The sequence below is a fragment of the uncultured Tateyamaria sp. genome (assembly GCF_947503705.1).
Taxonomy (GTDB): domain Bacteria; phylum Pseudomonadota; class Alphaproteobacteria; order Rhodobacterales; family Rhodobacteraceae; genus Tateyamaria.
Genome location: NZ_CANNES010000002.1, coordinates 289,982 through 312,862, shown reverse-complemented (window position 1 = coordinate 312,862; position 22,881 = coordinate 289,982). Strand labels below are relative to the sequence as shown.

The 22,881-nt window shown below is 60.3% G+C and carries 20 protein-coding genes; 11 read left to right on the top strand and 9 right to left on the bottom strand.

The window, feature by feature from the left end; genetic code table 11:
- Nucleotides 1–26 precede the first annotated feature (26 nt).
- From Q1A44_RS07625 to xdhA, 7 genes are read right to left on the bottom strand one after another with little or no spacing between them, the layout of a single operon-like run.
- Nucleotides 27–947: an ABC transporter permease gene (locus Q1A44_RS07625; protein ID WP_299622268.1), complete on the bottom strand. Its 921-nt coding sequence runs from the start codon at nucleotides 945–947 to the stop codon at nucleotides 27–29.
- Nucleotides 947–1,339 carry a hypothetical protein gene (locus tag Q1A44_RS07620; protein ID WP_299622265.1) on the bottom strand — a complete coding sequence of 131 codons (393 nt, stop codon included), beginning with the start codon at nucleotides 1,337–1,339 and terminating at the stop codon, nucleotides 947–949. Before Q1A44_RS07620 ends, Q1A44_RS07625 begins: the two co-directional genes overlap by 1 nt.
- An 8-nt stretch (nucleotides 1,340–1,347) precedes the next feature.
- On the bottom strand, nucleotides 1,348–2,430 hold the full coding sequence (locus Q1A44_RS07615; protein WP_299622262.1) for an ABC transporter permease: 1,083 nt from the start codon (nucleotides 2,428–2,430) through the stop codon (nucleotides 1,348–1,350).
- 54 nt (nucleotides 2,431–2,484) lie between these two features.
- Complete coding sequence (locus Q1A44_RS07610) at nucleotides 2,485–4,002, bottom strand: ABC transporter ATP-binding protein (protein ID WP_299622259.1); 1,518 nt, start codon at nucleotides 4,000–4,002, stop codon at nucleotides 2,485–2,487.
- Nucleotides 3,999–4,952, bottom strand: a complete 954-nt coding sequence (xdhC, locus tag Q1A44_RS07605; protein ID WP_366942595.1) for a xanthine dehydrogenase accessory protein XdhC — start codon at nucleotides 4,950–4,952, stop codon at nucleotides 3,999–4,001. Before xdhC ends, Q1A44_RS07610 begins: the two co-directional genes overlap by 4 nt.
- Nucleotides 4,952–7,249 carry a xanthine dehydrogenase molybdopterin binding subunit gene (gene xdhB / locus Q1A44_RS07600; RefSeq protein ID WP_299622256.1) on the bottom strand — a complete coding sequence of 766 codons (2,298 nt, stop codon included), beginning with the start codon at nucleotides 7,247–7,249 and terminating at the stop codon, nucleotides 4,952–4,954. Before xdhB ends, xdhC begins: the two co-directional genes overlap by 1 nt.
- On the bottom strand, nucleotides 7,246–8,625 hold the full coding sequence (gene xdhA, locus Q1A44_RS07595) for a xanthine dehydrogenase small subunit (RefSeq protein ID WP_299622253.1): 1,380 nt from the start codon (nucleotides 8,623–8,625) through the stop codon (nucleotides 7,246–7,248). The genes xdhB and xdhA overlap by 4 nt, the downstream gene beginning before the upstream one ends.
- A gap of 209 nt (nucleotides 8,626–8,834) precedes the next feature.
- Here xdhA and dnaE point away from each other — a divergent pair, with 209 nt between their 5' ends.
- On the top strand, nucleotides 8,835–12,362 hold the full coding sequence (gene dnaE, locus Q1A44_RS07590) for a DNA polymerase III subunit alpha (RefSeq protein ID WP_299622250.1): 3,528 nt from the start codon (nucleotides 8,835–8,837) through the stop codon (nucleotides 12,360–12,362).
- 93 nt (nucleotides 12,363–12,455) lie between these two features.
- A complete protein-coding gene (locus Q1A44_RS07585; protein ID WP_299622247.1) occupies nucleotides 12,456–13,499 on the top strand; it encodes a hypothetical protein in 1,044 nt (347 codons plus the stop codon).
- Between the two features lie 52 nt (nucleotides 13,500–13,551).
- Here Q1A44_RS07585 and Q1A44_RS07580 read toward each other — a convergent pair whose 3' ends face one another.
- Nucleotides 13,552–13,746 carry a SlyX family protein gene (locus Q1A44_RS07580; RefSeq protein WP_299622244.1) on the bottom strand — a complete coding sequence of 65 codons (195 nt, stop codon included), beginning with the start codon at nucleotides 13,744–13,746 and terminating at the stop codon, nucleotides 13,552–13,554.
- Between the two features lie 117 nt (nucleotides 13,747–13,863).
- Here Q1A44_RS07580 and hisS point away from each other — a divergent pair, with 117 nt between their 5' ends.
- Genes hisS through Q1A44_RS07560 form a run of 4 tightly spaced genes read left to right on the top strand, consistent with a single transcriptional unit; the run spans nucleotide 13,864 to nucleotide 17,667 of the window.
- Nucleotides 13,864–15,339 carry a histidine--tRNA ligase gene (gene hisS / locus Q1A44_RS07575; protein ID WP_299622241.1) on the top strand — a complete coding sequence of 492 codons (1,476 nt, stop codon included), beginning with the start codon at nucleotides 13,864–13,866 and terminating at the stop codon, nucleotides 15,337–15,339.
- A complete protein-coding gene (locus Q1A44_RS07570; protein ID WP_299622238.1) occupies nucleotides 15,336–16,406 on the top strand; it encodes an ATP phosphoribosyltransferase regulatory subunit in 1,071 nt (356 codons plus the stop codon). Before hisS ends, Q1A44_RS07570 begins: the two co-directional genes overlap by 4 nt.
- The gene (gene hisG / locus Q1A44_RS07565; protein ID WP_299622235.1) at nucleotides 16,403–17,092 is read left to right on the top strand and encodes an ATP phosphoribosyltransferase; all 690 of its coding nucleotides are present in this window, start codon (nucleotides 16,403–16,405) and stop codon (nucleotides 17,090–17,092) included. Before Q1A44_RS07570 ends, hisG begins: the two co-directional genes overlap by 4 nt.
- A gap of 59 nt (nucleotides 17,093–17,151) precedes the next feature.
- Nucleotides 17,152–17,667, top strand: coding sequence for a redoxin domain-containing protein (locus Q1A44_RS07560; protein ID WP_299622232.1), 516 nt, complete (start codon nucleotides 17,152–17,154; stop codon nucleotides 17,665–17,667).
- Nucleotides 17,668–17,680: 13 nt separating this feature from the next.
- Here the strand turns inward: Q1A44_RS07560 and Q1A44_RS07555 are convergent, their stop codons facing one another.
- On the bottom strand, nucleotides 17,681–18,349 hold the full coding sequence (locus Q1A44_RS07555) for a GntR family transcriptional regulator (protein WP_299622229.1): 669 nt from the start codon (nucleotides 18,347–18,349) through the stop codon (nucleotides 17,681–17,683).
- A gap of 322 nt (nucleotides 18,350–18,671) precedes the next feature.
- On the opposite strand from Q1A44_RS07555, the gene Q1A44_RS07550 reads away from it, so the two are divergent.
- From Q1A44_RS07550 to Q1A44_RS07530, 5 genes are all read left to right on the top strand, one after another.
- On the top strand, nucleotides 18,672–19,646 hold the full coding sequence (locus Q1A44_RS07550; RefSeq protein ID WP_299622226.1) for a TRAP transporter substrate-binding protein: 975 nt from the start codon (nucleotides 18,672–18,674) through the stop codon (nucleotides 19,644–19,646).
- Between the two features lie 77 nt (nucleotides 19,647–19,723).
- Nucleotides 19,724–20,257, top strand: a complete 534-nt coding sequence (locus Q1A44_RS07545; RefSeq protein WP_299622224.1) for a TRAP transporter small permease — start codon at nucleotides 19,724–19,726, stop codon at nucleotides 20,255–20,257.
- A gap of 2 nt (nucleotides 20,258–20,259) precedes the next feature.
- Entirely contained in the window at nucleotides 20,260–21,546 is a 1,287-nt protein-coding gene (locus Q1A44_RS07540; protein WP_299622221.1) for a TRAP transporter large permease, read from the top strand.
- 18 nt (nucleotides 21,547–21,564) lie between these two features.
- The gene (locus tag Q1A44_RS07535; RefSeq protein ID WP_299622218.1) at nucleotides 21,565–21,999 is read left to right on the top strand and encodes a heme-binding protein; all 435 of its coding nucleotides are present in this window, start codon (nucleotides 21,565–21,567) and stop codon (nucleotides 21,997–21,999) included.
- A 3-nt stretch (nucleotides 22,000–22,002) separates the two neighbouring features.
- Nucleotides 22,003–22,881 carry an NAD(P)-dependent oxidoreductase gene (locus Q1A44_RS07530; protein WP_299622214.1) on the top strand — a complete coding sequence of 293 codons (879 nt, stop codon included), beginning with the start codon at nucleotides 22,003–22,005 and terminating at the stop codon, nucleotides 22,879–22,881.

The following is a 22,881-nucleotide window of genomic DNA, read 5'->3' as shown; positions in this document are numbered from 1 at the left end:
TTGGCCCCATCTCTGGGGCAGTGCCCCTATTGCGAGGCGTGGAATGTGCGCCCCAGTGAGCCCGGAGCACGTGATTTGTCGCGCGACAGAATCACCAGAACGATGATTGTCACGATGTAGGGGGACATTGCCAAATACTCGACCGGAATGGCAACGCCTGCGCCTTGCAGGTTGAGTTGCAATTGAGTGATACCGCCAAAAAGATAGGCGCCGAGCAGGACCCGCCAAGGCTTCCAACTGGCAAAGACCACCAGAGCGAGCGCGATCCACCCCACACCGGCTGTCATCCCTTCGGTCCACTGGGGCACGCGGATGAGGCTGATATAGGCGCCGCCCAGCCCAGCACAGGCCCCACCAAACAGGATCGCCAGCGTGCGGATCCGTTTCACTTTGTACCCCAGCGCATGGGCCGCGTCATGGTTTTCGCCCACCGCCCGCAAGATCAGCCCTACACGTGTGAACTTGAGTGTCGCCCAGGTGGCGGCCACAACGGCGAGCCCCAGGTAGACGATGATATCGTGCCCAAACATGATCGGCCCAATGACAGGAATGTCGGCCAAAGTCCCGAGTGGCGTGTCCGGCATTGCTGGCGGTTTGATTCCCACATAGCTTTGACCCAAAAGCGACGACAGCCCCAGCCCAAAGAGCGTGAGGGCGAGGCCGGAGGCCACCTGATTGGCCAGCGCTACTTGCGTGAGGAAAGCAAAGAGCAGGCTGAGAACCGCGCCCCCAACGGCGGCGGCAAGGAACCCCACGGCGGGGGATCCGGTGTTAACTGCAATAATGAACCCGCAAACCGCTCCGGTGATCATCATCCCCTCAACCCCGAGGTTCAGAACACCGGCCCGTTCAACGACCAACTCGCCAATTGCAGCCAACAGAATGGGAGTTGAGGCGGCGATCATGGCGGCGATCAGCAGGACGGGGTTGATTGCGGAAAGGTCCATCAAACATGCTCCTTCGGCAAGCAACGCACCATCAATGGGATGCCGTCGCCGCGATCTATCGTCAGGATCATAAAGACGTCTTCGACGGACATCCCGCTCGCCTGCCACTCTTCTTTTTGTCCGTCCACCTCGACAAGCCCGCTCATATGCAATTCGCCTTGTCTCTTGAACCAAAAGCCGCGCCAAATCATATCGTTTGCGACAGCGCCATTGAAGGCAGTGCCTTGCCCGACAAATGGAGAAGGTTGATCATGATCTGACAGGGTGAGTTGAAAGACGAGTTCGGGTTCCGGGGGAGAAACATTCAGCGGCAAAACCAAAGGTGCGGTGCAATCGTGATACGCACTCGCCGACGCGAGGTTGCTTGCAAACAAGACGAAAAGCGTCGCCATCCTCACACTCACGCGACTTCCCCCGTTCCAAACCGCACGCGGTAATTCGTCAGTACGTCCAGCGCGAGCAGGAAAAACAACAGCATCCCCTGAAACACCTGTATCGCCGCTGCAGGCAGGCCCAGTTGGGATTGCGCAATGTCCCCGCCGATATACGTGAGCGCCATCAGCAAACCCGCCGCCACAATTCCCAGCGGATTGAGCCGCCCCAGGAAGGCCACGATGATAGCTGTGAACCCATAGCCCACATTAAAGTCTATGGTGATTTGTCCGGCAGGCCCCGACACCTCGAAAAAGCCGGCGAGCCCTGCCAACAACCCTGACATCCCGAGGCAGAACAGGATCAATCGGCTCGGGTTTACCCCACCAAATTTGGCGGCGCGCGGCGCCTCGCCCGTGACCCGAATGGCAAAGCCAAGGCGATGACGGCTCAGTAGCACATAGGCGAAAATCACTGCGATCAGGGCTGCCACGACGCCCCAATGCATGCCTGTATCAGCAATCAGTTCGGCATTATGTGCGGACGGATACTGTTGCAGGTTGCGCGAGCCCGGAAATCCGAACCCTTCCGGATTTTTCAGCAATCCCAATGACATGGAGGCCAAAAGCTGCTCTGCTACATAGACCAGCATCAGCGATACGAGGATCTCGTTCGTGCCGAATTTCACCTTCAGGATACCGGGGATCAGCGCCCATAGACATCCCCCCAAAGCGCCCGCCAAAATCATCAGTGGAAAGATGAATACACTTTCCAGCGGGTAAAACGCAAGGCCCGCCGCAGCACCACAGATGGCGCCGACGATGTATTGCCCTTCGGCCCCAATGTTCCAGATGCCTGCCTTGAATCCGAGCGCCAAGCCAATGGCGATCAGGACCAAAGGCGCGCCTTTGATCAGCAGTTGGGGGCGGTAAAAGAAGGAAAACTCGCCAAACAGCGGCTCCCAGAAAATGGTGATGATCGCGTCAATCGGGTCCTTGCCCAGAATGGCAAAGAGCACGCCGCCAAAGATCATGGTCAGCACAACCGCCAAGACAGGCGTTGCATACGCCATCGCCGCCGAGGGCTGTGGGCGCGCCTCAAGCCGGATCATGGGCGCGGCCTCCTGCATCTCTGTTCCAAATTAATCCTCCCAGGAGGACGGCACTCAAACATGTGCGACCTCCATCCCGTGGGCGCCGCCCAGCATCAGGCCGATCTGTTCGACGTCCAGGCCTTGGGTGGATACTGGCGGCGATAAGCGGCCTTCATTCAAGGCGGCGAAGCGGTCTGATATTTCCATCAACTCGTCCAGATCCTGGCTGATCACGATCACCGCGGCCCCGCCTGCCGCCAGGTCCATCAAGGATTGCCGGATCGCCGCAGCGGCGGAGGCATCCACGCCCCAGGTCGGCTGATTGACGACCAGAACCTCAGGGCGTTGCAACACCTCGCGCCCGATTACGAATTTCTGCAAATTACCCCCCGATAGCGACCGTGCCGCGTTCTCTGGCCCCGGCGTGCGCACGTCAAAATCCTTGATGATCCGCTCGGCAAAGCTGCGGGTTTTGGCCCAGTTCAGCATCCCGCGCGTGGCCAGCCCCTCGCGGGCGACACCGGTCAGCATCGCGTTTTCAGTCAGCGACATATTTGGGGCGGCTGCATGGCCCAGGCGTTCTTCGGGGGCGGCCAAAAGGCCCATGGCGCGCCGCGTTTCTGGACCTGCCTTGTGTAATTCAAGACCGTCAAAGGCGACCATTCCGGGGTCAGAGCGCAACTCGCCCGACAAAACAGCCAGCAATTCGTCCTGCCCATTGCCAGCCACGCCGCCAATGCCCAGAACTTCGCCCGCCTGCACTTCAAAGGAGATTTCCTTGAGCGCCATGCCGAAGGCCGAAGGAGACGGTACGGACAACCCCGACACTGCCAGTTTGACCGCACCAAGGGCAGGCGCGCCCCGTTTTGGCACGGCAAGGATCGCGCCGACCATCATTTCGGCCATGTCTCGGGCTGATGTTTCGCGTGGTACGCAGTCGCCCACGACCTTGCCACTCCGCAGAATCGTCGCCTCGTCGCAAAGCGCGCGAATTTCCTCAAGCTTGTGCGAGATATACAGGATCGCGGTGCCCTCGCCGCTCAGCTTGCGCAGAGTCTGAAACAGGATATCCACCTCTTGCGGTGTCAGAACCGAGGTCGGTTCATCCATGATCAACAGTTTGGGGTCCTGAAGCAGACAGCGAATGATCTCGACCCGTTGCCGTTCGCCCGCCGACAAGTCCCCGACAATCCGGTCGGGGGCCAAAGGCAAACCGTAAGTTTCAGACACCTCGCGGATACGCGCGGCCAGCGTGCGCATGGGCGGCGGAGCCTCCATCCCGAGGGCGATGTTTTCTGCCACGCTGAGCGCGTCGAAGAGCGAGAAGTGCTGAAACACCATGCCCACACCGGCCGCCCGCGCGGCCCTTGGGTCGGTTGGTGCATAGGCGGCCCCATGCATCTGCATCGTGCCTGCATCTGGTTTGACGAGCCCATAGATCATCTTGACCAGAGTTGATTTGCCCGCCCCGTTTTCGCCCAGAAGGGCATGAATTTCGCCCGGTGCAATCGTCAGGTGAACGGAATCGTTGGCTACCACGCCAGGATAGGCCTTGGTCACACCGGAGAGGTCCAGCAGAGGTGCTGTCATGCGAATTCGTCCCCCATGGCCCGCTTTGGGGCCTTGATCTTTAGTAACTGCGCAGCGACCCCTACAGCAATAGCCTGCGGATGTTTTCCAAGGGCCGGGTCGCCGATGGGGCAAGTGATGCGCGATATGTCGGCATCCGCGTGACCCAAAGCTGCCAGCCGAGATCGAAAGCGCGCCCATTTCGTGGCCGACCCGATCAACCCGGCATAGGCAAAGGACCGCCCTAACAAGCCGTGGCAAAGCGCCAGGTCCAGATCGTGGTCGTGGGTCATGATGAGATGCGCCGCCCCATCCGGGGCCTGCATCACCGCTTGGGCGGGTGGGGACGCGGTGACGCTGATCTGGTCTGGCAGCTTGGCAAGTTCCGTCACGCGCGCGTCGCTGACAATGACCTCAAGGTCGGGCATTGGGTGCAACACGCGCGCCAGCGCATGCCCCACATGCCCGGCCCCATAGATGTAGACGGGACGGCGATTGCGCCAGATGGCCTCGGCCAGCCAGCCCCCTTGCAGCGTCGTCGGCAACGGCGCGTCACGCCCCGCCCATGCCTCACATTTGCGCCGCAAGATCGGGGGCATATCGCCCGCGTTCGCAGTAACCGGACGGACGTGTATGCCAGAATAATCAGGGCTCATTTCCCGAAAACGGGCCGCATCCCAGCGTTCGAGTACAACAGTCACGGCACCGCCACAGCACTGGTTCAACGCAGGCCCCAATGCGAATGTGCGCAGCGCGGGTTCTGTCGCGCCTATGGCCAACATGTCTCGCGCTGCTGTGGTCACTTCCCACTCCAACCGGCCCCCGCCGATGGTGCCCGACGCCCCGTCGTCCCAGATCAGCATCGCGGTGCCTGCGCCGCGCGGCGTCGATCCGCGCACGTCAACCAGAACGACGCGCACGACCACCGGATGCGCCTCCAACGCCCAGGACAGTGCCTCAAGGTCGAGCATCAGCCCCGCGCCCGGTGGATGGCCGCAAGCACGGCTTCGGCCGTCGCAGGGGCGTGCAGATCGGGATAGTGTGGCCCGCAAGCCGCCACCGCATCCGACAGCGCCAAAAAGGCGGAAATGCCGAGCATCAACGGCGGCTCCCCGACGGCCTTTGATTTGTATATCGTGTCGGCCCGGTTCTCGCCCTCCCAGAGGGCTACGTTGAACACATCAGGGCGATCGGAGCAGGCCGGTATTTTGTAGGTGGAGGGCGCATGGGTCCGCAAATGTCCATGATCGTCCCAAACCAGCTCTTCGGTGGTAAGCCAGCCCGCGCCCTGAACATACCCGCCCTCGACCTGGCCCAGATCCAGCGCGGGGTTCAGCGAAGCCCCTGCATCGTGTAGGATATCAGCACGCAAGATCCGGTTCTCGCCTGTCAGGGTGTCGATAACGACTTCGGTGACCGCTGCCCCATAGGCGAAATAGAAAAATGGGCGACCATGGCCTTTGATCCGGTCCCACTCGATATCGGGTGTTTTGTAGAACCCGGTGGAGGACAGGCTGATCCGAGCCTGATGGGCCATGGCCGCCACCTCGGCAAAGCTGTAGGTTCTAGTGCCCGCAGTGACCTGGCCATCGTCGAACACAACCTGATCCGGGCGGCATTGGTGCAGTTTGGCCAGATGGTCGGCCATGCGGGCGCGAATGGTGTCGCAAGCTGCCTTGACGGCCATGCCGTTCAAATCTGTCCCGGAAGACGCGGCGGTGGCCGATGTGTTCGGCACTTTGGCGGTGTCGGTTGCCGTGATCTTGACCATCTCCAATGGCACGCCAAAGCGGCTGGCGGCCACTTGGGCCACCTTCTGAAACAGGCCTTGGCCCATCTCTGTCCCGCCGTGGTTCAGGTGGATCGACCCGTCTGCATAAACATGGACCAAGGCGCCGGCCTGATTGAGGTGGGTCAGGGTAAAGGAAATGCCGAACTTCACGGGGCTCAGGGCAATACCTTTTTTCAAGACGGGATTGGTAGCGTTCCAATCGGCAACCGCACGTCGCCGGGTTTGATAGTCCGAGGACAAAACCAACTGATCCACCATCCGATCCAGAACGAAGTCCTCAACCGGCTGGCCATAGGGCGTCGTCTGCACCTTCTCCTGGCTGGAAATATCCCCGACGGCCGCATAAAAATTCCTTTGGCGCACGATCAGCGGATCAAGACCCAGATGGGCGGCGACATGATCCACGATTCGCTCCATCCCGATCATGCCTTGCGGGCCGCCAAAGCCGCGAAAGGCGGTGGCCGACTGCGTGTTGGTGCGTAGACGGTGGCTTTCGATGCGGACATGGGGCAACCAATAGGCGTTGTCGGCATGCAGCATGGCCCGATCCGCAACAGGCAAGGACAGGTCCATGGCCCAGCCGCAGCGGGTGTAGTGATGAACATCCAGCGCCGTGATGCGACCCGCGCCGTCAAAGCCCACATCATAGTCGATGCGGAAATCGTGGCGTTTGCCGGTGATGATCATGTCGTCATCGCGGTCATAGCGCATCTTGCAGGGTTTACCGGTCTGCCGCGCAGCCACCGCACAGGCCACTGCGAGCGCGTTGCCCTGGCTTTCCTTGCCGCCAAAACCACCCCCCATGCGCCGCGTCTCGACCCGGACGGCGTGCATTGGCAACCCTATTGCGTCGGCCACCTTGTGCTGGATTTCCGTCGGGTGCTGAGTGGAGGAGATGACATGCATGTCCCCCGCCTCGCCGGGCAGGGCGAGTGCAGCCTGGCCTTCGAGGTAGAAATGTTCCTGGCCGCCAATATGAAACCGCCCTGAAAGGCGGTGCTTTGCCCCTCCAAGCCCGGTTTGGGTATCACCGCGTTGGTAAATCCGCGGGCCGTCTTCAAAACGGCTGTCCGCGGCCAAAGCATCCTCGATGCTGAAAATCGGGGTGGTCTCGGCGATCTCGATCTTGCCTTGGCGGGCGGCAAAGCGCGCGGCGAGGTGGCTGCGCGCGATGACCATGAACACCGGCTGGCCCATGTAATGAACCTCGCCTGTGGCCAGCAGCGGCTCATCATGCGCAGAGGGTGACACGTCATTGGCAAAGGGCAGGTCGCTTGCAGTCAGGACAGCCACCACATCCGGGGCATTGTGCACTGCCTGCAGGTCCATCGCGGTGATGTGCCCGCTGGCTTTCGGGCTTAGGCCGAACGCGAGGTGCAGCGCGCCCTTCGGCATCGGCATGTCGTCCACATAGCGGGCCTGGCCTTTCACATGCAGACGAGCAGCGTCATGTGGCAGGGGCTTAGCGACGCTCATGGGGTCACGTCCAGTATGTCCGTCGCGAGGCCCTGGTCCTCTGTCCAGTATCGCCAGATCATGTTTTGCGCGGTCTCCATGCGGTAGGCCGCCGATGCGCGCATATCGCTGAGCGGGGTAAAGTCGCGGGACAGGGCGTCCATTGCCGCGCGCACAGTGTCCTCTTGCCACGGTTGGTCCGTAAGCGCGGCCTCGGCTGCGGCGGCGCGTGTCGGGGTGCCGGCCATGCCGCCATAGGCGAGCCGTGCGGTGTGCACGATGCCATCCTGCACCTCGATCCAGAGGCATCCGCACACGGCCGAGATGTCTTGGTCAAAGCGTTTCGACAGTTTGTAGCAGCGCAAGTAGTCCGCTTGCCGGGGAATTGTGATCGCCTCAACAAACTCATTGGGTGCGCGATCCTGTTTGCCATAGTTGACAAAGAAATCTTGGAGCGGCAGTGACCGGGGGCCATCGATGCTGCGCAAATGCAGAGTGGCACCGAGGGCGATCAGTGCGGGGGAACCGTCGCCAATGGGCGAGCCATTGGCGATGTTGCCGCCGATCGTGGCGGCATTGCGTACCTGCACAGAGCCATAGCGCCGGATCAATTCCCCAAAGCTGGGGTGGAGCGGCGCAATGGCGTCTTGCAGTTCTGTCAGGGTTGTCCCGGCCCCGATGCGGATTTCGGTGTCGCTGATCGTGACGCCGGACAGCTCTGGGATGCGGTTGAGAAACGCCGTTGGCCCCAGTTCGCGAAAACCCTTGGTCACCCAGAGCCCCACATCCGTCGCCCCGGCGACAAGCGTGCCACCCGGGTTCTGATCCATCCATTTCGCGAGGGCGTCGGGGGTGGTTGGGGGCTCTGTCCCCGTCTGCGCCGTTCCCGGGATATTTTTGGCCGAAAGAAGCGCTTGGTCGTGCATATGTTCGGGGATGGGTGCGTGTTCGGCGGCCTTGGCGGCGCGGATGATTGGCGCATAGCCGGTGCAGCGGCACAGGTTGCCCGCAAGCTGCGTGTCGTGATCCGTGGCCCCGTTCAGGTGCGCGGTGGCCATGGTGGTGATGAACCCGGGCGTGCAGAACCCGCATTGGCTGCCGTGATGATCTACCATCGCCTCTTGTACCGGGTGCAATGTGCCATCGGGGGCCGCGATACCTTCGACGGTGCGCACGGCCTTGCCCTCGACTTGGGGCATGAAGAGGATGCAGGCGTTGAGCGCGCGTGCGCCATCCGCATCCGTGACCATGACGGAACAGGCCCCGCAATCGCCTTCGTTGCAGCCCTCTTTCGTGCCGGTCAGCGCCTGTTCCTCGCGGAGCCAATCCAGAAGTGTGGTGGTGGGTGATGTATCGGCGGTGACGTTCCTTCCGTTGAGAAGAAATGTGGTGCGCATGAGAGTGACCTGCCGCGGTACCAAAGCCCTGTTCATCTGCGCGACCTCGATGCGGCGTAGAGGTGGGCGCGGGCATGTTGCCCAATAGGCTATGCGCGGGTGCGGGGTCTTGGCAATAGCCATCGCGCGCGACGCGGCGTGCCTGATTTGGTGTGCATAACTTTGCGGCACCACTGGATATGGGGGCGGGCTGGGCTTAGGCTGGAGCCATGTCAGATACGCCCCGATTCATTCACCTGCGCACCCATTCCGAATATTCGCTGCTGGAAGGGGCCATGCGCCTCAAAAAGCTGCCCGACCTCGTGCGCAAGGCAGGCATGCCCGCCATCGCCCTGACCGACACCAACAACATGTTTGCGGCACTTGAATTTTCGGTGGGTATGGCTGGCGCAGGCGTGCAGCCAATCATCGGCTGTCAGGTCGATGTGCAGTACCTTGTACCCCGTCCGGGTGAGCGGCCAAAGGACCCGGCCCCCGTTGTGCTGCTGGCCCAAAGTGAGGCGGGCTATGAAAACCTGATGAAGCTGAACTCATGCCTCTACCTGCGCGAGGGGTCAGAGCTTCCCCATGTCACGGTCGAGGAATTGGCGGGCCATTCGGCCGGTGTGATCTGTTTGACGGGCGGGCCGGAAGGGCCAGTGGGCAAGTTGTTGCAGACGGCACAGCGTCCTGCGGCGCAGGTGCTGATGGATCGCTTGGCCGCCGCTTTTGACGACCGCCTTTATGTCGAGTTGCAGCGCCACCCGGGCGAAGGTGGCCAGCCCGAGGCCGAGCGTCTGACCGAACGCGGCTTTGTCGAGATGGCCTATGTGATGGACCTGCCTTTGGTGGCCACCAATGATGTCTATTTCCCCAAGGCCGACATGTATGAGAGCCATGACGCGCTGATCTGCATCGCTGATGGCGCATATGTCGATCAGCAGGAACCGCGCCGTCGCCTGACCGCCCAACACTATTTCAAGTCGCAATCCGAAATGGTTGCTCTGTTCGCGGACTTGCCGGAAGCAATTGAGAATACAGTAGAAATTGCACACCGTTGCGCATTCATGGCCTATCGCCGTGACCCGATCCTGCCCAAGTTTGCGGATGACGAGGTGGAAGAGTTGCGCAAGCAGGCCAATGCTGGGCTGGTCGAGCGGCTCAAGGTTATCCCTCATGCGGCGAGCGTGGAAGAGTACCAGAAGCGCCTGGATTTCGAACTGGATATCATCGAGGGCATGGGCTTTCCGGGCTACTTCCTGATCGTGGCCGATTTCATCAAATGGGCCAAGGAACAGAATATTCCGGTGGGGCCGGGCCGTGGGTCTGGTGCGGGCAGTCTCGTGGCCTATGCCCTGACGGTCACTGACCTTGATCCGTTGCGATACGCGCTGCTGTTCGAACGCTTCCTTAACCCCGAACGGGTCAGCATGCCCGACTTTGACATCGATTTCTGCATGGACCGGCGGGAAGAAGTCATCCGCTATGTCCAGGAGAAATACGGCCGCGACAAGGTGGGGCAGATCATCACCTTTGGGGCGCTTTTGTCAAAGGCCGCTGTGCGCGACATTGGCCGTGTTTTGCAGATGCCTTACGGGCAGGTGGACCGGCTGTCCAAGCTGATCCCCGTCGAGGGCGTGAAACCCGTCAGCATCGAAAAGGCCCTGACGGACGAGCCGCGTCTGCGTGAAGAAGCCCGCAACGAGGAAGTCGTCGCCCGCCTGTTGGAATACGGCCAACAGGTCGAAGGTTTGTTGCGTAACGCATCGACCCACGCCGCCGGTGTCGTGATCGGCGACCGGCCCCTGGACGCGCTTGTGCCGCTTTATCAAGACCCGCGGTCCGACATGCCTGCCACCCAGTTCAACATGAAATGGGTGGAACAGGCGGGGCTGGTCAAGTTTGACTTTTTGGGCCTGAAAACCCTGACGGTGATCCAGAACGCGGTCGAACAGATCCTAGGCACAGGTCGCCCCCTGCATATCGCGGCGGATGGCACCGAACTCTATACCCCTGCCGACGGGATGGAGAACGACATTGGCGGCATCCCGCTGGATGACGAACCGTCCTATAAGCTTTATGCGGCGGGCAAAACGGTTGCGGTGTTCCAGGTGGAAAGCTCGGGCATGATTGATGCCCTCAAGCGGATGAAACCGGATTGCATCGAGGACATCATCGCTCTTGTGGCCCTTTATCGCCCCGGCCCGATGGAGAATATTCCGAAATTCTGCGAGGTGAAAAACGGGCTGTCCGAGCGTGAGCAGCTACACCCGACGATTGACCACATTCTGGACGAAACCCAGGGCATCATCGTTTACCAGGAACAGGTGATGCAGATTGCCCAGGAAATGGCGGGCTATTCGCTTGGCGGTGCGGACCTGTTGCGCCGCGCCATGGGGAAAAAGATTCAAGAGGCGATGGACGCAGAGCGGCCCAAATTCCTCAAGGGGGCGGCTGAGAACGGCGTGGATGAACCCAAGGCGATCGAGGTCTGGAACCTGCTGGACAAGTTCGCCAACTACGGTTTCAACAAATCCCACGCGGCGGCCTACGCCGTCGTCAGCTATCAAACGGCGTGGCTCAAGGCGAACCACCCGGTGGAGTTCATGGCGGGCGTCATGAACTGCGATATCCACCTGACCGACAAACTCGCCGTGTATTTCGAAGAGGTCCGCAAAGCGCTGGAACTGCCCTATGTGCCGCCTTGCGTGAACCGCAGTGATGCGACGTTCAAGGTTGCCGATGGCGCGCTGGTCTATGCGCTGGGCGCGCTGAAGAATGTGGGCGTTGAGGCGATGCGACTGGTGGTTGCTGGCCGCAGGTCTGATCCTGAGGATGCCAACAGCCCCGACAAGCCGTTTGTAAACTTGTTTGATTTTGCGCGCCGGGTTGACTTGAAACGGGTTGGCAAGCGGCCACTGGAGATGCTGGCGCGCGCAGGCGCTTTTGATCAGCTTGATCCCAACCGGCGGCGCGTCTTTGACGGGCTGGATGCGCTGGGCGCTTATTCGGCAGCGGTGCATGACCAGAAATCCAGCAACCAAGTGTCTCTGTTTGGCGAAGCGGGCGATGATCTGCCCGAACCGCGCATGATGCCGGTGGATGATTGGCTGCCTGCCGAACGGCTGGGTGAAGAGTTCAAGGCCGTGGGATTTTATCTTTCTGGCCATCCGCTGGACGACTATATGGGGCCGCTGAAACGCAAGGGGATCGTCACGCTGGACGAGGTGACGGCCAAGGCCGAAACCCAACCGTCGGTTGCCAAACTGGCGGGTGTGGTGGCGGGTCTGCAAATCCGCAAGTCGGCACGCGGTAACCGATTTGCCTTTTGCCAGATGTCCGACACAACCGGCGCGTTCGAGGTCACTCTATTCTCGGACAGTCTTGAAAAGGCCCAGGATATTCTGGTGGCTGGCAACAAGGTGATCGTCACAGTCGAGGCCACGATGGAAAGTGATCAGCTCAAGCTGTTGGGCCGCTCTGTGGCGGCGATTGATACGGTCGTGGCGGATGTTGAAGGGATGGGTCTGCGCATTTTCGTGGATGAGCCAACCGCGCTCGCCTCGGTGGCGTCGGTCCTGGACGGCGCACGCCAAGCGGCCAAGGCCGCGGGGCGGGGGCCCATTACCATATGCCTGATGGATGACAGTCTGCCGGGCGAGGTCGAGATGGATCTGGGCGGCGATTTTCCGGTAACGCCGCAAATCAAAGGCGCGATCAAATCGCTCTCGGGCGTCGTTGACGTGCACGATCTGTAACTCACTTCGGGGCGTCCAACTGGACGCGGCGTATCCGAGCCGTTAGGACTTTGTTTACCAAAGCGAATGTCGAGGGAACGGAGGGCGCGCGGGATGCGCAAGGGGTGGATCATTGTGCCGCTGATGGCGGTGCTGGCAGGCTGCGGCGATCCGCTTGCCGGGGTCGAGCAAGTGACCGACGCCGATTTTGTACCCGCCGACAGCACCCGAAGCGTCTTGGCGCCACCCGAAGAAGTGAGCGCTGATCGGCCGATTTTCGCGGGCCTCTTTCGCCGGTCTGAACCGGCGCCCGATGCGAGCGCCCTCTCTGCGCATGATGCCGTGCCAACAGATGAAGCTGCGGATGCTGTCGGGGCAGCGGTGGCCATGTCACTCGAAAGCCCGACCGCAGAGCCGCTGGCCGAAACTGTTGCAGAACCAAAACGGCCCAAAAGTGTATTGGGATGGCTGCGCCGCGCCGCTGCTTCACAGGCGGCCATCGACGCAGGGGAAGAGGTCGTGACTGCGAGTGTTCCGGTCTTGGTCCTGGCTTTGGAAACCCCGGAAAGTTCCGTTATTGAAGCTGTGGCCGAGCCAACCCCCGACCCAAGGCCGCGGGGCCTGTTGAATTTGGTCGCGCCGCGCAAGGATGAGGTCAGAGGCGTCGATACGGCCGATGTGTCTTTCGGAGCCGTCATCCCCTTTGGCGAGATCGCACGGGTGTGTGAGGCACGTGGCGAGAAGCTTGGTAAACTGGTCGCCCAAGCGGCACGTAAGGGAGCCAGCTACAAGCTTTATGACACGGTGCCGGACGGGGACATGCCGCGCACTTTTTATGTGACGGGTTTTACCGACCATTGCCCGCGTCAGTTCACGGCTGCCCTCGCGCTTTTCGGCACGCCACAGATGCACGAACAACTGCGTTATGGGCTACCGGCCAAGGAGTATCCCTATTCGACGACGGACAAAGCCTACGAAAAGGTCAAATCCCGGATATGCCGCGTTGGCAAATCCAAGCCTTGCGGCACACGGGTGGATCGGCTTGAACAAACGACAGTGTTTGTGAGCGCCTACGAGCGTTTCGAGGAAAACGCGCGCTGGGCGGATATGCTGTTGCACGAAGGCGTCGTTTTAGCCGCCGCTTTGAAAACACCATAGTCTGCGCGATTTGAGGCTCCCGGACTGTCAACTCGCACATCTGTCAAAGCACTCAGTAGTGCGGTGGACGTTCGTCCCCAACCACAACGCCGCCACCCCCTTGGGCCTCGCGCGCGCCTTCGCGCTCCATCAGCAATTGGACACGCCGGGTCAGAATGGCAATCTCGCCTTCTTGGCGCGCCACGATCTCTGACAGGTCATCGACGGTGCGGGTCAGATGGGCGATCTGTTCTTCGAGCTTTTGCATATCAGCCTCCTGCCCGTCATGTGGGCCATTGCGCAGCCCCTGACAAGCCCGACGTGCGCCTTGCCCCGCGTCACTGCCTAGGCTATCCCGCGCCCGTGTATCAAACGGAGTGGCACGATGGCCAAGCCCAAGAAGACCCCCCGCCCCAAGGCGCAGACGCCCAAGGGATTTGCCGACTATTTCGGCAAGGATGTGACCGAGCGTGCAGAGATGCTGCGCGCGATTGCCGGGGTCTATCATCGCTATGGTTTTGATGCGCTGGAATCGAGTGCGGTCGAGACCGTCGAGGCGCTGGGCAAGTTTCTGCCCGATGTGGATCGCCCGAACGAGGGTGTCTTTGCCTGGCAGGAGGAGGATGGCGATTGGCTGGCGCTGCGCTATGACATGACGGCCCCTTTGGCCCGCGTCTATGCCCAGCACCGCAATGATCTGCCCAGCCCTTATCGCCGCTATACGATGGGCCCGGTTTGGCGCAATGAAAAGCCGGGTCCGGGCCGGTTTCGCCAGTTTTATCAATGTGATGCAGACACGGTTGGATCAGCGTCCATGGCTGCAGATGCCGAGATTTGTGCGATGCTGTCCGACACGTTGGAAGCCGTGGGCATTGCCCGTGGCGACTATGTGATCCGCATTAACAACCGCAAGGTTTTGAACGGCGTGATGGAGGTTGCGGGCCTCGCGGGCGACGACAAAGAGGCCGAGCGCGGCATCGTTCTGCGGGCCATCGACAAGCTGGATCGCCTGGGTCCTGACGGCGTGCATGCGTTGCTGGGTGCAGGCCGCAAGGACGAAAGCGGTGATTTCACCGATGGTGCCGGTCTTGGCGACGCGCAAGCTGACATCGTGATGGGCTTTATGGAGGCCAAGCGGGATACCGGTGCTGCTACTGTCGCGCGGTTGCGCGAACTGGTGTCAGGCTCTGACGTTGGCAGCAAGGGCGTGGACGAGTTGGAAGAGATTGCGGCGCTGCTGGATGCTGCGGGCTATGGCCCTGATCGCATCATTATCGACCCGTCTGTTGTGCGCGGCCTTGGCTACTACACAGGTCCCGTCTATGAGGCCGAGCTGACTTTTGAAGTCAAAGATGAAAAGGGCCGTCCGCGCAACTTTGGTTCGGTCGCAGGCGGCGGGCGGTATGACGATCTGGTCAAGCGCTTTACCGGGCAGGAAGTGCCGGCAACAGGCATTTCCATTGGCGTAGACCGCTTGCTTGCCGCACTGCGCGCAACCGGTCGGTCGGGCGCAGAGGCGGCAGGCCCCGTCGTTGTCACCGTGATGGACCGTGACCGTATGGCCGACTATCAGGCTATGGTGGCCGAGTTGCGGCAGGCGGGCATCCGGGCCGAAGTCTATCTCGGCAACCCCAAGAACTTTGGCAACCAGTTGAAATACGCGGACAAGCGCGGCAGCCCGATTGCCATCATCGAAGGTGGCGACGAAAAGGAACGCGGGGTGGTGCAGATCAAGGACCTGATCCTCGGGGCCAAGATCGCCGAAACCGCGACCCATGACGAATGGAAAGACCGGCCCAGCCAGTTCGAAGTGCCCCGCGATCAGATGCTGGCCAAAGTGCGCGAGATCCTCGACCAATGACCGATGCGCGGACCCGGGCACTGGCCCTGCGCGACGGCTTTGTGGCGCAGGGTGGCGTAATCGTGGAACCACCTATTCTGCAGTCGGCCGAACTGCTCTTGGACCTATATGGCGAGGACATCCGCGCGCGGGCCTACGTGACCAGCGATGCGTTGCGGGGCGAGCAAATGCTGCGACCTGATTTCACGGTGCCGGTGGTACAGATGCATATGGCGCACGGGGCGGAACCGGCGCGCTACACCTATGCGGGCGAGGTGTTTCGCCGCCAGGAAGACGACCCGGACCGCGCCAATGAGTATCTGCAAACGGGTTATGAGGTCTTTGACCGTGCCGACCCTGCGGCCGCGGACGCGGAGGTGTTTGCCCTGATTTCCCAGGCGGTGACCCATCTGGATTTGCGCGCGGCTACGGGCGATATCGGCATTTTGCTGGCCGCCGTCGACGGGCTTCGGACCACGGATCGACGTAAGGAGGCGTTGCGCCGTCACATCTGGCGACCGCGCCGGTTTCGGGCCCTGCTTGACCGTTTTGCGGGCCGCGCGCCTTTGCCATCAAGCCGCGCGGCACTGCTTGCGGGCGACGTGCCCAATGAGGCGCCATTGACTGGTATGCGCACGCAGACTGAGATCGACGACCGGATTGCAGCCCTGCGCGCCGACGCTCAGGAACCGCCAATCAGCGCCGCCGAGATGGACAGCTTGGATGCTTTGTTGGCGGTGCGTGAAACCTTGCCTTTTGCCGTGCAGCAGTTGCGCAACCTGAGTGCTGATCTACCTGCCATTGTCCCAGCCGTCCGCCGGGTTGATCAACGCATTGACGCCTTGGCTAAACGCGGTGTGGATGTGGATCAACTGGGCTTCGAGACCAGCTTTGGCCGCACCTCGATGGAATATTACGATGGCTTTGTCTTTGGCCTTTATGCCGAGGCGCGGCCTGACCTGCCTGCGATTGCCAGTGGCGGGCGTTATGACGCGCTGACCCGTCGACTTGGCAACGGCCAGGAAATCCCGGCTGTGGGTGGTGTTCTGCGCCCCGGCCTTGTGGCCCAGTTGGAGGCTGCATCATGACCGTCAAACTTGGCGTGCCGTCCAAGGGACGGCTGATGGAAAAGACGTTTGAATGGTTTGCAAAACGCGGGGTGCATTTGTCGCGTACCGGATCTGACCGCGAATATGCAGGCGAAGTGTCGGGTGTCGATTGTGTATCCTTGGTGCTGTTGTCGGCAGGCGAAATGCCACGTGAATTGGCGGCGGGTCGCATCCATCTGGGGGTGACGGGCACCGATCTTGTGCATGAAAAACTACCTCGTTGGGAACAGCAGGTCGAGCCGGTGGCCGAAATGGGGTTTGGCCATGCCGACCTGATCCTGGCAGTCCCGCAAGGGTGGGTGGATGTGGACCTGACCGAAGATCTGGATGCAGTGGCGGCGGTGTTTCGCGCCCGCCATGGGTTTCGGTTACGGATTGCCACGAAATACCACCGGCTGGTGCGGGATTTCCTGCGCGATGCAGGTGTGGCGGATTATGCACTGGTCGACAGCCAAGGCGCGACCGAAGGGACGGTCGCGAACGAGACGGCCGAGGCCATTGCCGACATCACGTCGAGCGGAGAGACCTTGCGGGCCAATCACCTCAAGGTTTTGTCCGATGGGTTGATCCTGGCCAGCCAGGCGACACTCTGGCGGAGCCGGGTGGCGGAGGTCAGCGACGCAGACCGGCAGATTTTGCGCGGCTTGCTCGAACGGTTGCGCTAGTTGCGTGATCTATGGGCTGGGCATAGGGTGCGTTCAACGTTGCAGAGGATGAACCGGTTATGACAGCCAGACCAAATGTGGGCGCAAAGATCGCGGAAATGACCTTTGCCGTGGCAGGGGGCGATGACCCGATCACTATTGGTCAGACCAAGGATCGTTGGACCATGCTGTTCGTCTACCGGGGCCGCCACTGCCCCCGCTGCAAACGGTTCCTCAACAAACTGAATGCGGTTCTGGCAGACTGGCAAGAGATCATGGATGTTGCGGTTGTGTCCGCCGACACCGAGGCCAAGGCAATGGCAGATAAGGCCGAGTTCGGATTGGATTTTGACCTGTGTTACGGCATGAGCGAAGCACAGATGCGTGCCCTTGGGCTTTATGTCTCTGAGCCGTTGTCAGAGGCTGAAACAGACAGCCTGTTTGCAGAGCCGGGGGCCTTTGCCATTCGCCCGAACGGAACGCTGATGTTGGTCGATATTTCGAATGGCCCGGCGGCGCGTCCTGACCTCGAAGAGTTGCTGGACGGTATGATTTTCAACATCACCAATGACCGGCCTGAACGGGGTACGGCCTGACAGGCGCGCAGCCCTATTCAAAGTAGTCGGGATGCGTTTTGTGAATAAAGGCGATCGTCTCGTCGAGGCGAGACAGGTGTTTTCGCATGGAACCTTGCGCCTGCTCCAGACTGCCGGACGCCAACCCAGTTGCGATGTTGCGGTGATCGGCGAGGATTGCGCCGGCCTCGCTCGCCTTGCCAAGACTGAGCAGGCACAGACGGTCGACTTTCTGTTTGCATTCCAACATCACATCAAAGGCAAGTGGATTGCCGCTGAGCTCGTAGATCAGTTTGTGAAAATCATAATCCAGCGCATGAAAGGTAGTCAGATCGCCGTCTGCAATGGCCTGCTCTTGTAAGGCGATGTTTTCGGCCAGTTTTGCCTCGCGCAGTGCGTCCCAAACCTCGACTGCGCGGTGCACGATCTCTAGCTCGACGGCCAGGCGAACGAGCCGGGCAAGCTCCACCCGTTCCATTGAAAAGCCACGCACTTCGGTCGCTTTTTGCGGGCGGATCACCAGCAGGTCTTCGTTCCCAAGCTTGGTAAAGGCGTTGCGGACAGGTTGGCGCGACACGCCAAATCGACGCGCGACTTCTGTTTCCGACAGCTTGGTGCCGGGCAGAATCTGGAGCGAAACAATCTCGTCATGCAGCTTTTCATAGACGGCATCTGTTGTCGTTCGTCTGGTAAAGTCGTCCACGATGTCTTGCGCTAGCCCTCTTGTGTTGTTCCGATTCCCGTAACCTATATCAGCGTAAGTTTATGAAATCAGGGTAAAAATCGTTATGGTGTTTTTGCACGGCTTTGATCGCCCACCTGCATTAGATGCATAGACGTGTCTTTGTGGCTGTCAAGCAAACTGACATCCTAGAAGGCAATTGTTGACAGAACTTGGATACTAGTCTCCTTATGGTGCCATCAGTGATTCTGGCTCTGGGAGGAAGTGGGAAGCAATGTGCGCACCGCCTCCCTTAATCAACAAAAGCCAAATCCTGTCCAAAATAAAACGGGGAGGAGAACCCATGACTTTCACGAAATCGCTTTTAGCGGCTGCAACGGCTGTCGCTTTGATTGCAACATCCGCGTCCGCCGACGGCTGGCGCGCCTGGAACATCCACAATGACGGCCACCCGAACACTGCTGCGATGGACCGCTTTGCCGAGCTGGTCGACACGGCCACGGGCGGTGAAGTGACCGTGGACGTGTTCCACGGCGGTGTCCTTGGCTCGCAACCTGATGCGATCGAGCAGGTCCGCATTGGTGCGATCGAGATCGGCAACTTCAACCTCGGCCCCATCGGCCCGATGGTCAAAGAGGCCAACCTTGTGTCGTTGCCCTTCATCTTCAAAAGTGTGCCGCACATGTTCCGGGTCATGGAAGGCGATGCGGGCGCAGTCGTTGCCGGAGCGATGGGCGAGGCAGGCATTCTTCCGCTCGCGTGGTTTGATGCCGGGGCACGGTCGTTCTATGCCCAGAAACCGATCAACACACCTGCGGATGTTGAAGGCCTCAAGATCCGGGTAATGAACAACGACCTCTACACCGCGATGATCGCCGAAATGGGCGGCAACCCTTCTCCCATGGCCTTCTCCGAAGTGCAGCAGGCTCTGAAGACCGGCGTTGTGGACGGCGCGGAAAACAACTTCCCTTCGTTCAAGAGCGTTGGTCACTATGAGGTGACCTCGCACTATTCGCTGTCCGAGCACCTGATCATTCCTGAGTGCATCTGTGTAAACACAACCAAGTTCAACGCGCTGTCGGCTGACATGCAGGCGGCCGTTCGCGGTGCAGCCCAAGAAGCGGCCCTGTACCAGCGCGAACTGTGGGCTGTCGGATCAGAGCAGGCCCGCGCAGACGTGGAAGCGGCGGGGATCAAGGTGAACGAGATTGCCGACAAAGCACCGTTCCAATCTGCAATGGATGCGGTCTATGCTGACTACCTGGCGGCCAACCCCGATATGGCATCCCTGGTCGATATGGCGCGCGCCACTGAATAAGCCGCGCTGACGCGTCAATACAAAGAGCGCCCGGCTCCACCTCTGGATGCCGGGCGTTTTGCCTCAGAGGGGTTCTTATGCGAGATCCACACACACCACCTGCCGCCTTGAAATGGATGGACGCAGCCTATGATCTTCTTGCCCGGATATGTGTCTTGCTGGCAGGTATCGCACTTGTTGTGATGACGGCGATCTTTGCCTGGCTGGTATTCGGCCGCTACGTCCTGAACGACACGCCTACATGGGTCGAACAGGTGTCGCTGTTACTGGTGATGGTCATCGCCTTTCTGGGCGCGGCGGCAGGGGTGCATAACCATACGCATCTGTCGGTTGTGATATTCCGCAACATGGTGCCGACGCGGGTACGCTCGGTTTTTGTCTTCGTCTCTGACATTCTGATGGCCGGATTTGGGGGCATGATGTTCTGGTACGGGATCGAGCTGACCAAGTTCAAATGGAACACCCTGATTCCGCTTATCCAGTGGTCAGAGGGGCTGCGTTCGCTGCCCCTGACAATCAGCGGCGCTCTTTTGTTCCTCTTTTCCACCCGTCACCTCATCCGCCTGTGCCTTGGGCTGGATGTGCGACAAGACAATATAGATCAGGGATAGTCATGGGACTTATGGTTCTCTTGGGGGTTTTTGCCCTTTGCGTTATTATCGGCACGCCCGTGGCCTATGCGCTTGGCATTTCGGCGTTGGCCGCTTTCTGGTTCGAAGGGCTGCCCCTATTCGTAGGCTTTCAACGCATCGTGTCGGGGATAAACGTGTTTTCCCTGATGGCGATCCCGTTTTTCATCTTTGCGGGCGAGTTGATGTTTCATGGCGGTATCGCCATGCGCCTGGTCAAATTCGCTCAAGCCGCCGTTGGCGCGGTGCGGGGCGGTCTGGGCATTGTGAACGTGTTTTCGTCCATGCTCTTTGGCGGCATTTCCGGGTCGGCCATCGCCGATATCTCGGCGCTGGGGTCGATCCTGATCCCGGTGATGAAGGACAAGGGCTATGACGCGGACTATGCCGTGAACGTCACCGTCACCTCGTCCATCGCAGGCATCATCATCCCGCCCAGCCACAACATGATCATCTTTGCACTGGCCACGGGCGGGGCGGTGTCAATCTCAAAGCTGTTTCTCGCGGGCGTCGTCCCTGGTGTTCTGATGTGCTGTTGTCTGGCGATTGCCGCCTATGTGGTCGCGGTCAAACGCGGCTATCAGGCAGAGCAGTTTCCCGGCTGGACCGCCCTTGCCATCGCCTTTGTCGGTTCGATCCCGGGCCTTTTGACGGCCGTGATCATTGTGGGCGGGGTCCTGTCGGGCGTCTTTACTGTCACGGAATCCGGTGCGTTCGGGGCCATGTACGCCTTTATCGTAACGCTTGTCGTCTATCGCAGTCTCACGTGGGAGGCCTTCAAGACGGCTGTCATTTCCTCGGTGCGGACCACGTCAATGGTCATGATCCTAATCGCCTGTGCCGGTGCCTTTGCCTATATGCTGACCTTCAACCGGGTGCCGACCAAGACGGTCGAGTTCCTGCTGGGCATCACTGAAAACCCGATCCTGATTCTGTTGATGATCAATGCCGTGCTGCTGTTGTTGGGCATGATAATGGACATGGCGGCGCTGATCCTGATCTGCACGCCGATCTTCTTGCCGGTCATGAACATGCTGGGCATCGATCCGCTACAATTCGGCATGATCCTGTTGGTGAACCTGGGCCTGGGCCTCTGTACGCCGCCTGTCGGCACATGCCTTTTTGTGGGCTGTGCGGTGGGCAAGCTGCCGATGGAAAAGGCCGTGCGTACGATCTGGCCATTCTATCTGGCCATCTTTGCCGCACTGATGCTGATCACCTTTGTCCCTGCCATTTCCCTGACACTGCCAAACCTGATCATTGGCAACTGATGCGCAAAGGATGACGTGATGCTGACACTCAAACGGCTCGATATACAGGACGCTCACGCGCTGATCGCAGGAGCCCGCGCCAAGGCGCAAGAGATCGGAGTGCCAATGTGCATCGCCGTCACAGACGAAAGCGGCAACCTCATCGCCTTTGAGCGTATGGATGGTGGCAAGATCACCAGCATCGGCCTGGCCATCGACAAAAGCTTTACCGCCGCGGGCGTTCAAAAGGGGACTGATGTGCTGGGCGAGGTCAATCAACCGGGCATGCCGGCCCATGGCATATCGTCCACGCTGGGTGGGCGCATGGTAACCGTTGCGGGCGGCTTGCCGGTCTTTGCGGATGGTGTCGTTGTCGGTGGGATCGGGATCAGTTCCGGGTCTCCTGCCCAGGATTTGCAAGTCGCTCAGGCCGCTGTCGCCGCCTTTTCCAACGATAAAATGCTTGAGGAGTAAGACATGGCACATCCTGTCATCGGTTTCATTGGCCTCGGCCTGATGGGCAGCAACATGGCTGAATGCCTGCAAAATAATGGCTTTGATCTGGTTGTCATGGGCCGCAACGCAGAGGTCGTGGCCACGACCGTCGCGCGTGGTGCGTCAGAGGTCAAATCGGCCAAGGCCCTGGCGTCCGCCAGTGATATTGTGATGCTTTGTGTGACGACATCCCAAGTGGTGGAAAGCCTGATCTATGGCGAAGATGGCATCCTGGCGGGTATTCGCGCGGGGGCGGTGGTGATTGACTTCGGGACCTCAATCCCGACCTCTACCCGCAAGATCGGTGTCGATCTGTCGGCGAAGGGCGCGGGGATGATAGACGCCCCTCTGGGCCGGACCCCTGCACATGCCAAGGATGGTTTGCTGAACATCATGGCGGCCGGTGATGTCGACACCTTTGAGACCGTCAAACCGGTCCTGAATGTGCTGGGCGAGAACGTCTTTCACGTGGGTGATCTGGGGGCAGGGCACGCGACCAAGCTGATCAACAACTTCATGGGCATGACCACCGTTTGCACCATGGCGCAAGCTTTTGCAGTGGCCAAACAGGCGGGCATCGATGGCCAACAGCTTTTCGACATCATGTCCGCGGGGCCGTCCAACTCGCCTTTCATGCAGTTTTGCAAGAATTATGCCGTCGATGGGGTCAGCGACCTGGGCTTTTCCATCGCCAACGCGAACAAGGACATCGGATATTTTGTCCAGATGGTCGCGGACATGGGTAGTCGGGCCGAGATTGCAGAAGGCACCGCCGCAAACTTGCTGGCCGCTTTGGATGCGGGCATGGGCGACGGGAATGTGCCCGAAATCTTTGACCTTTTCCTGAAACGCACGCCCTGA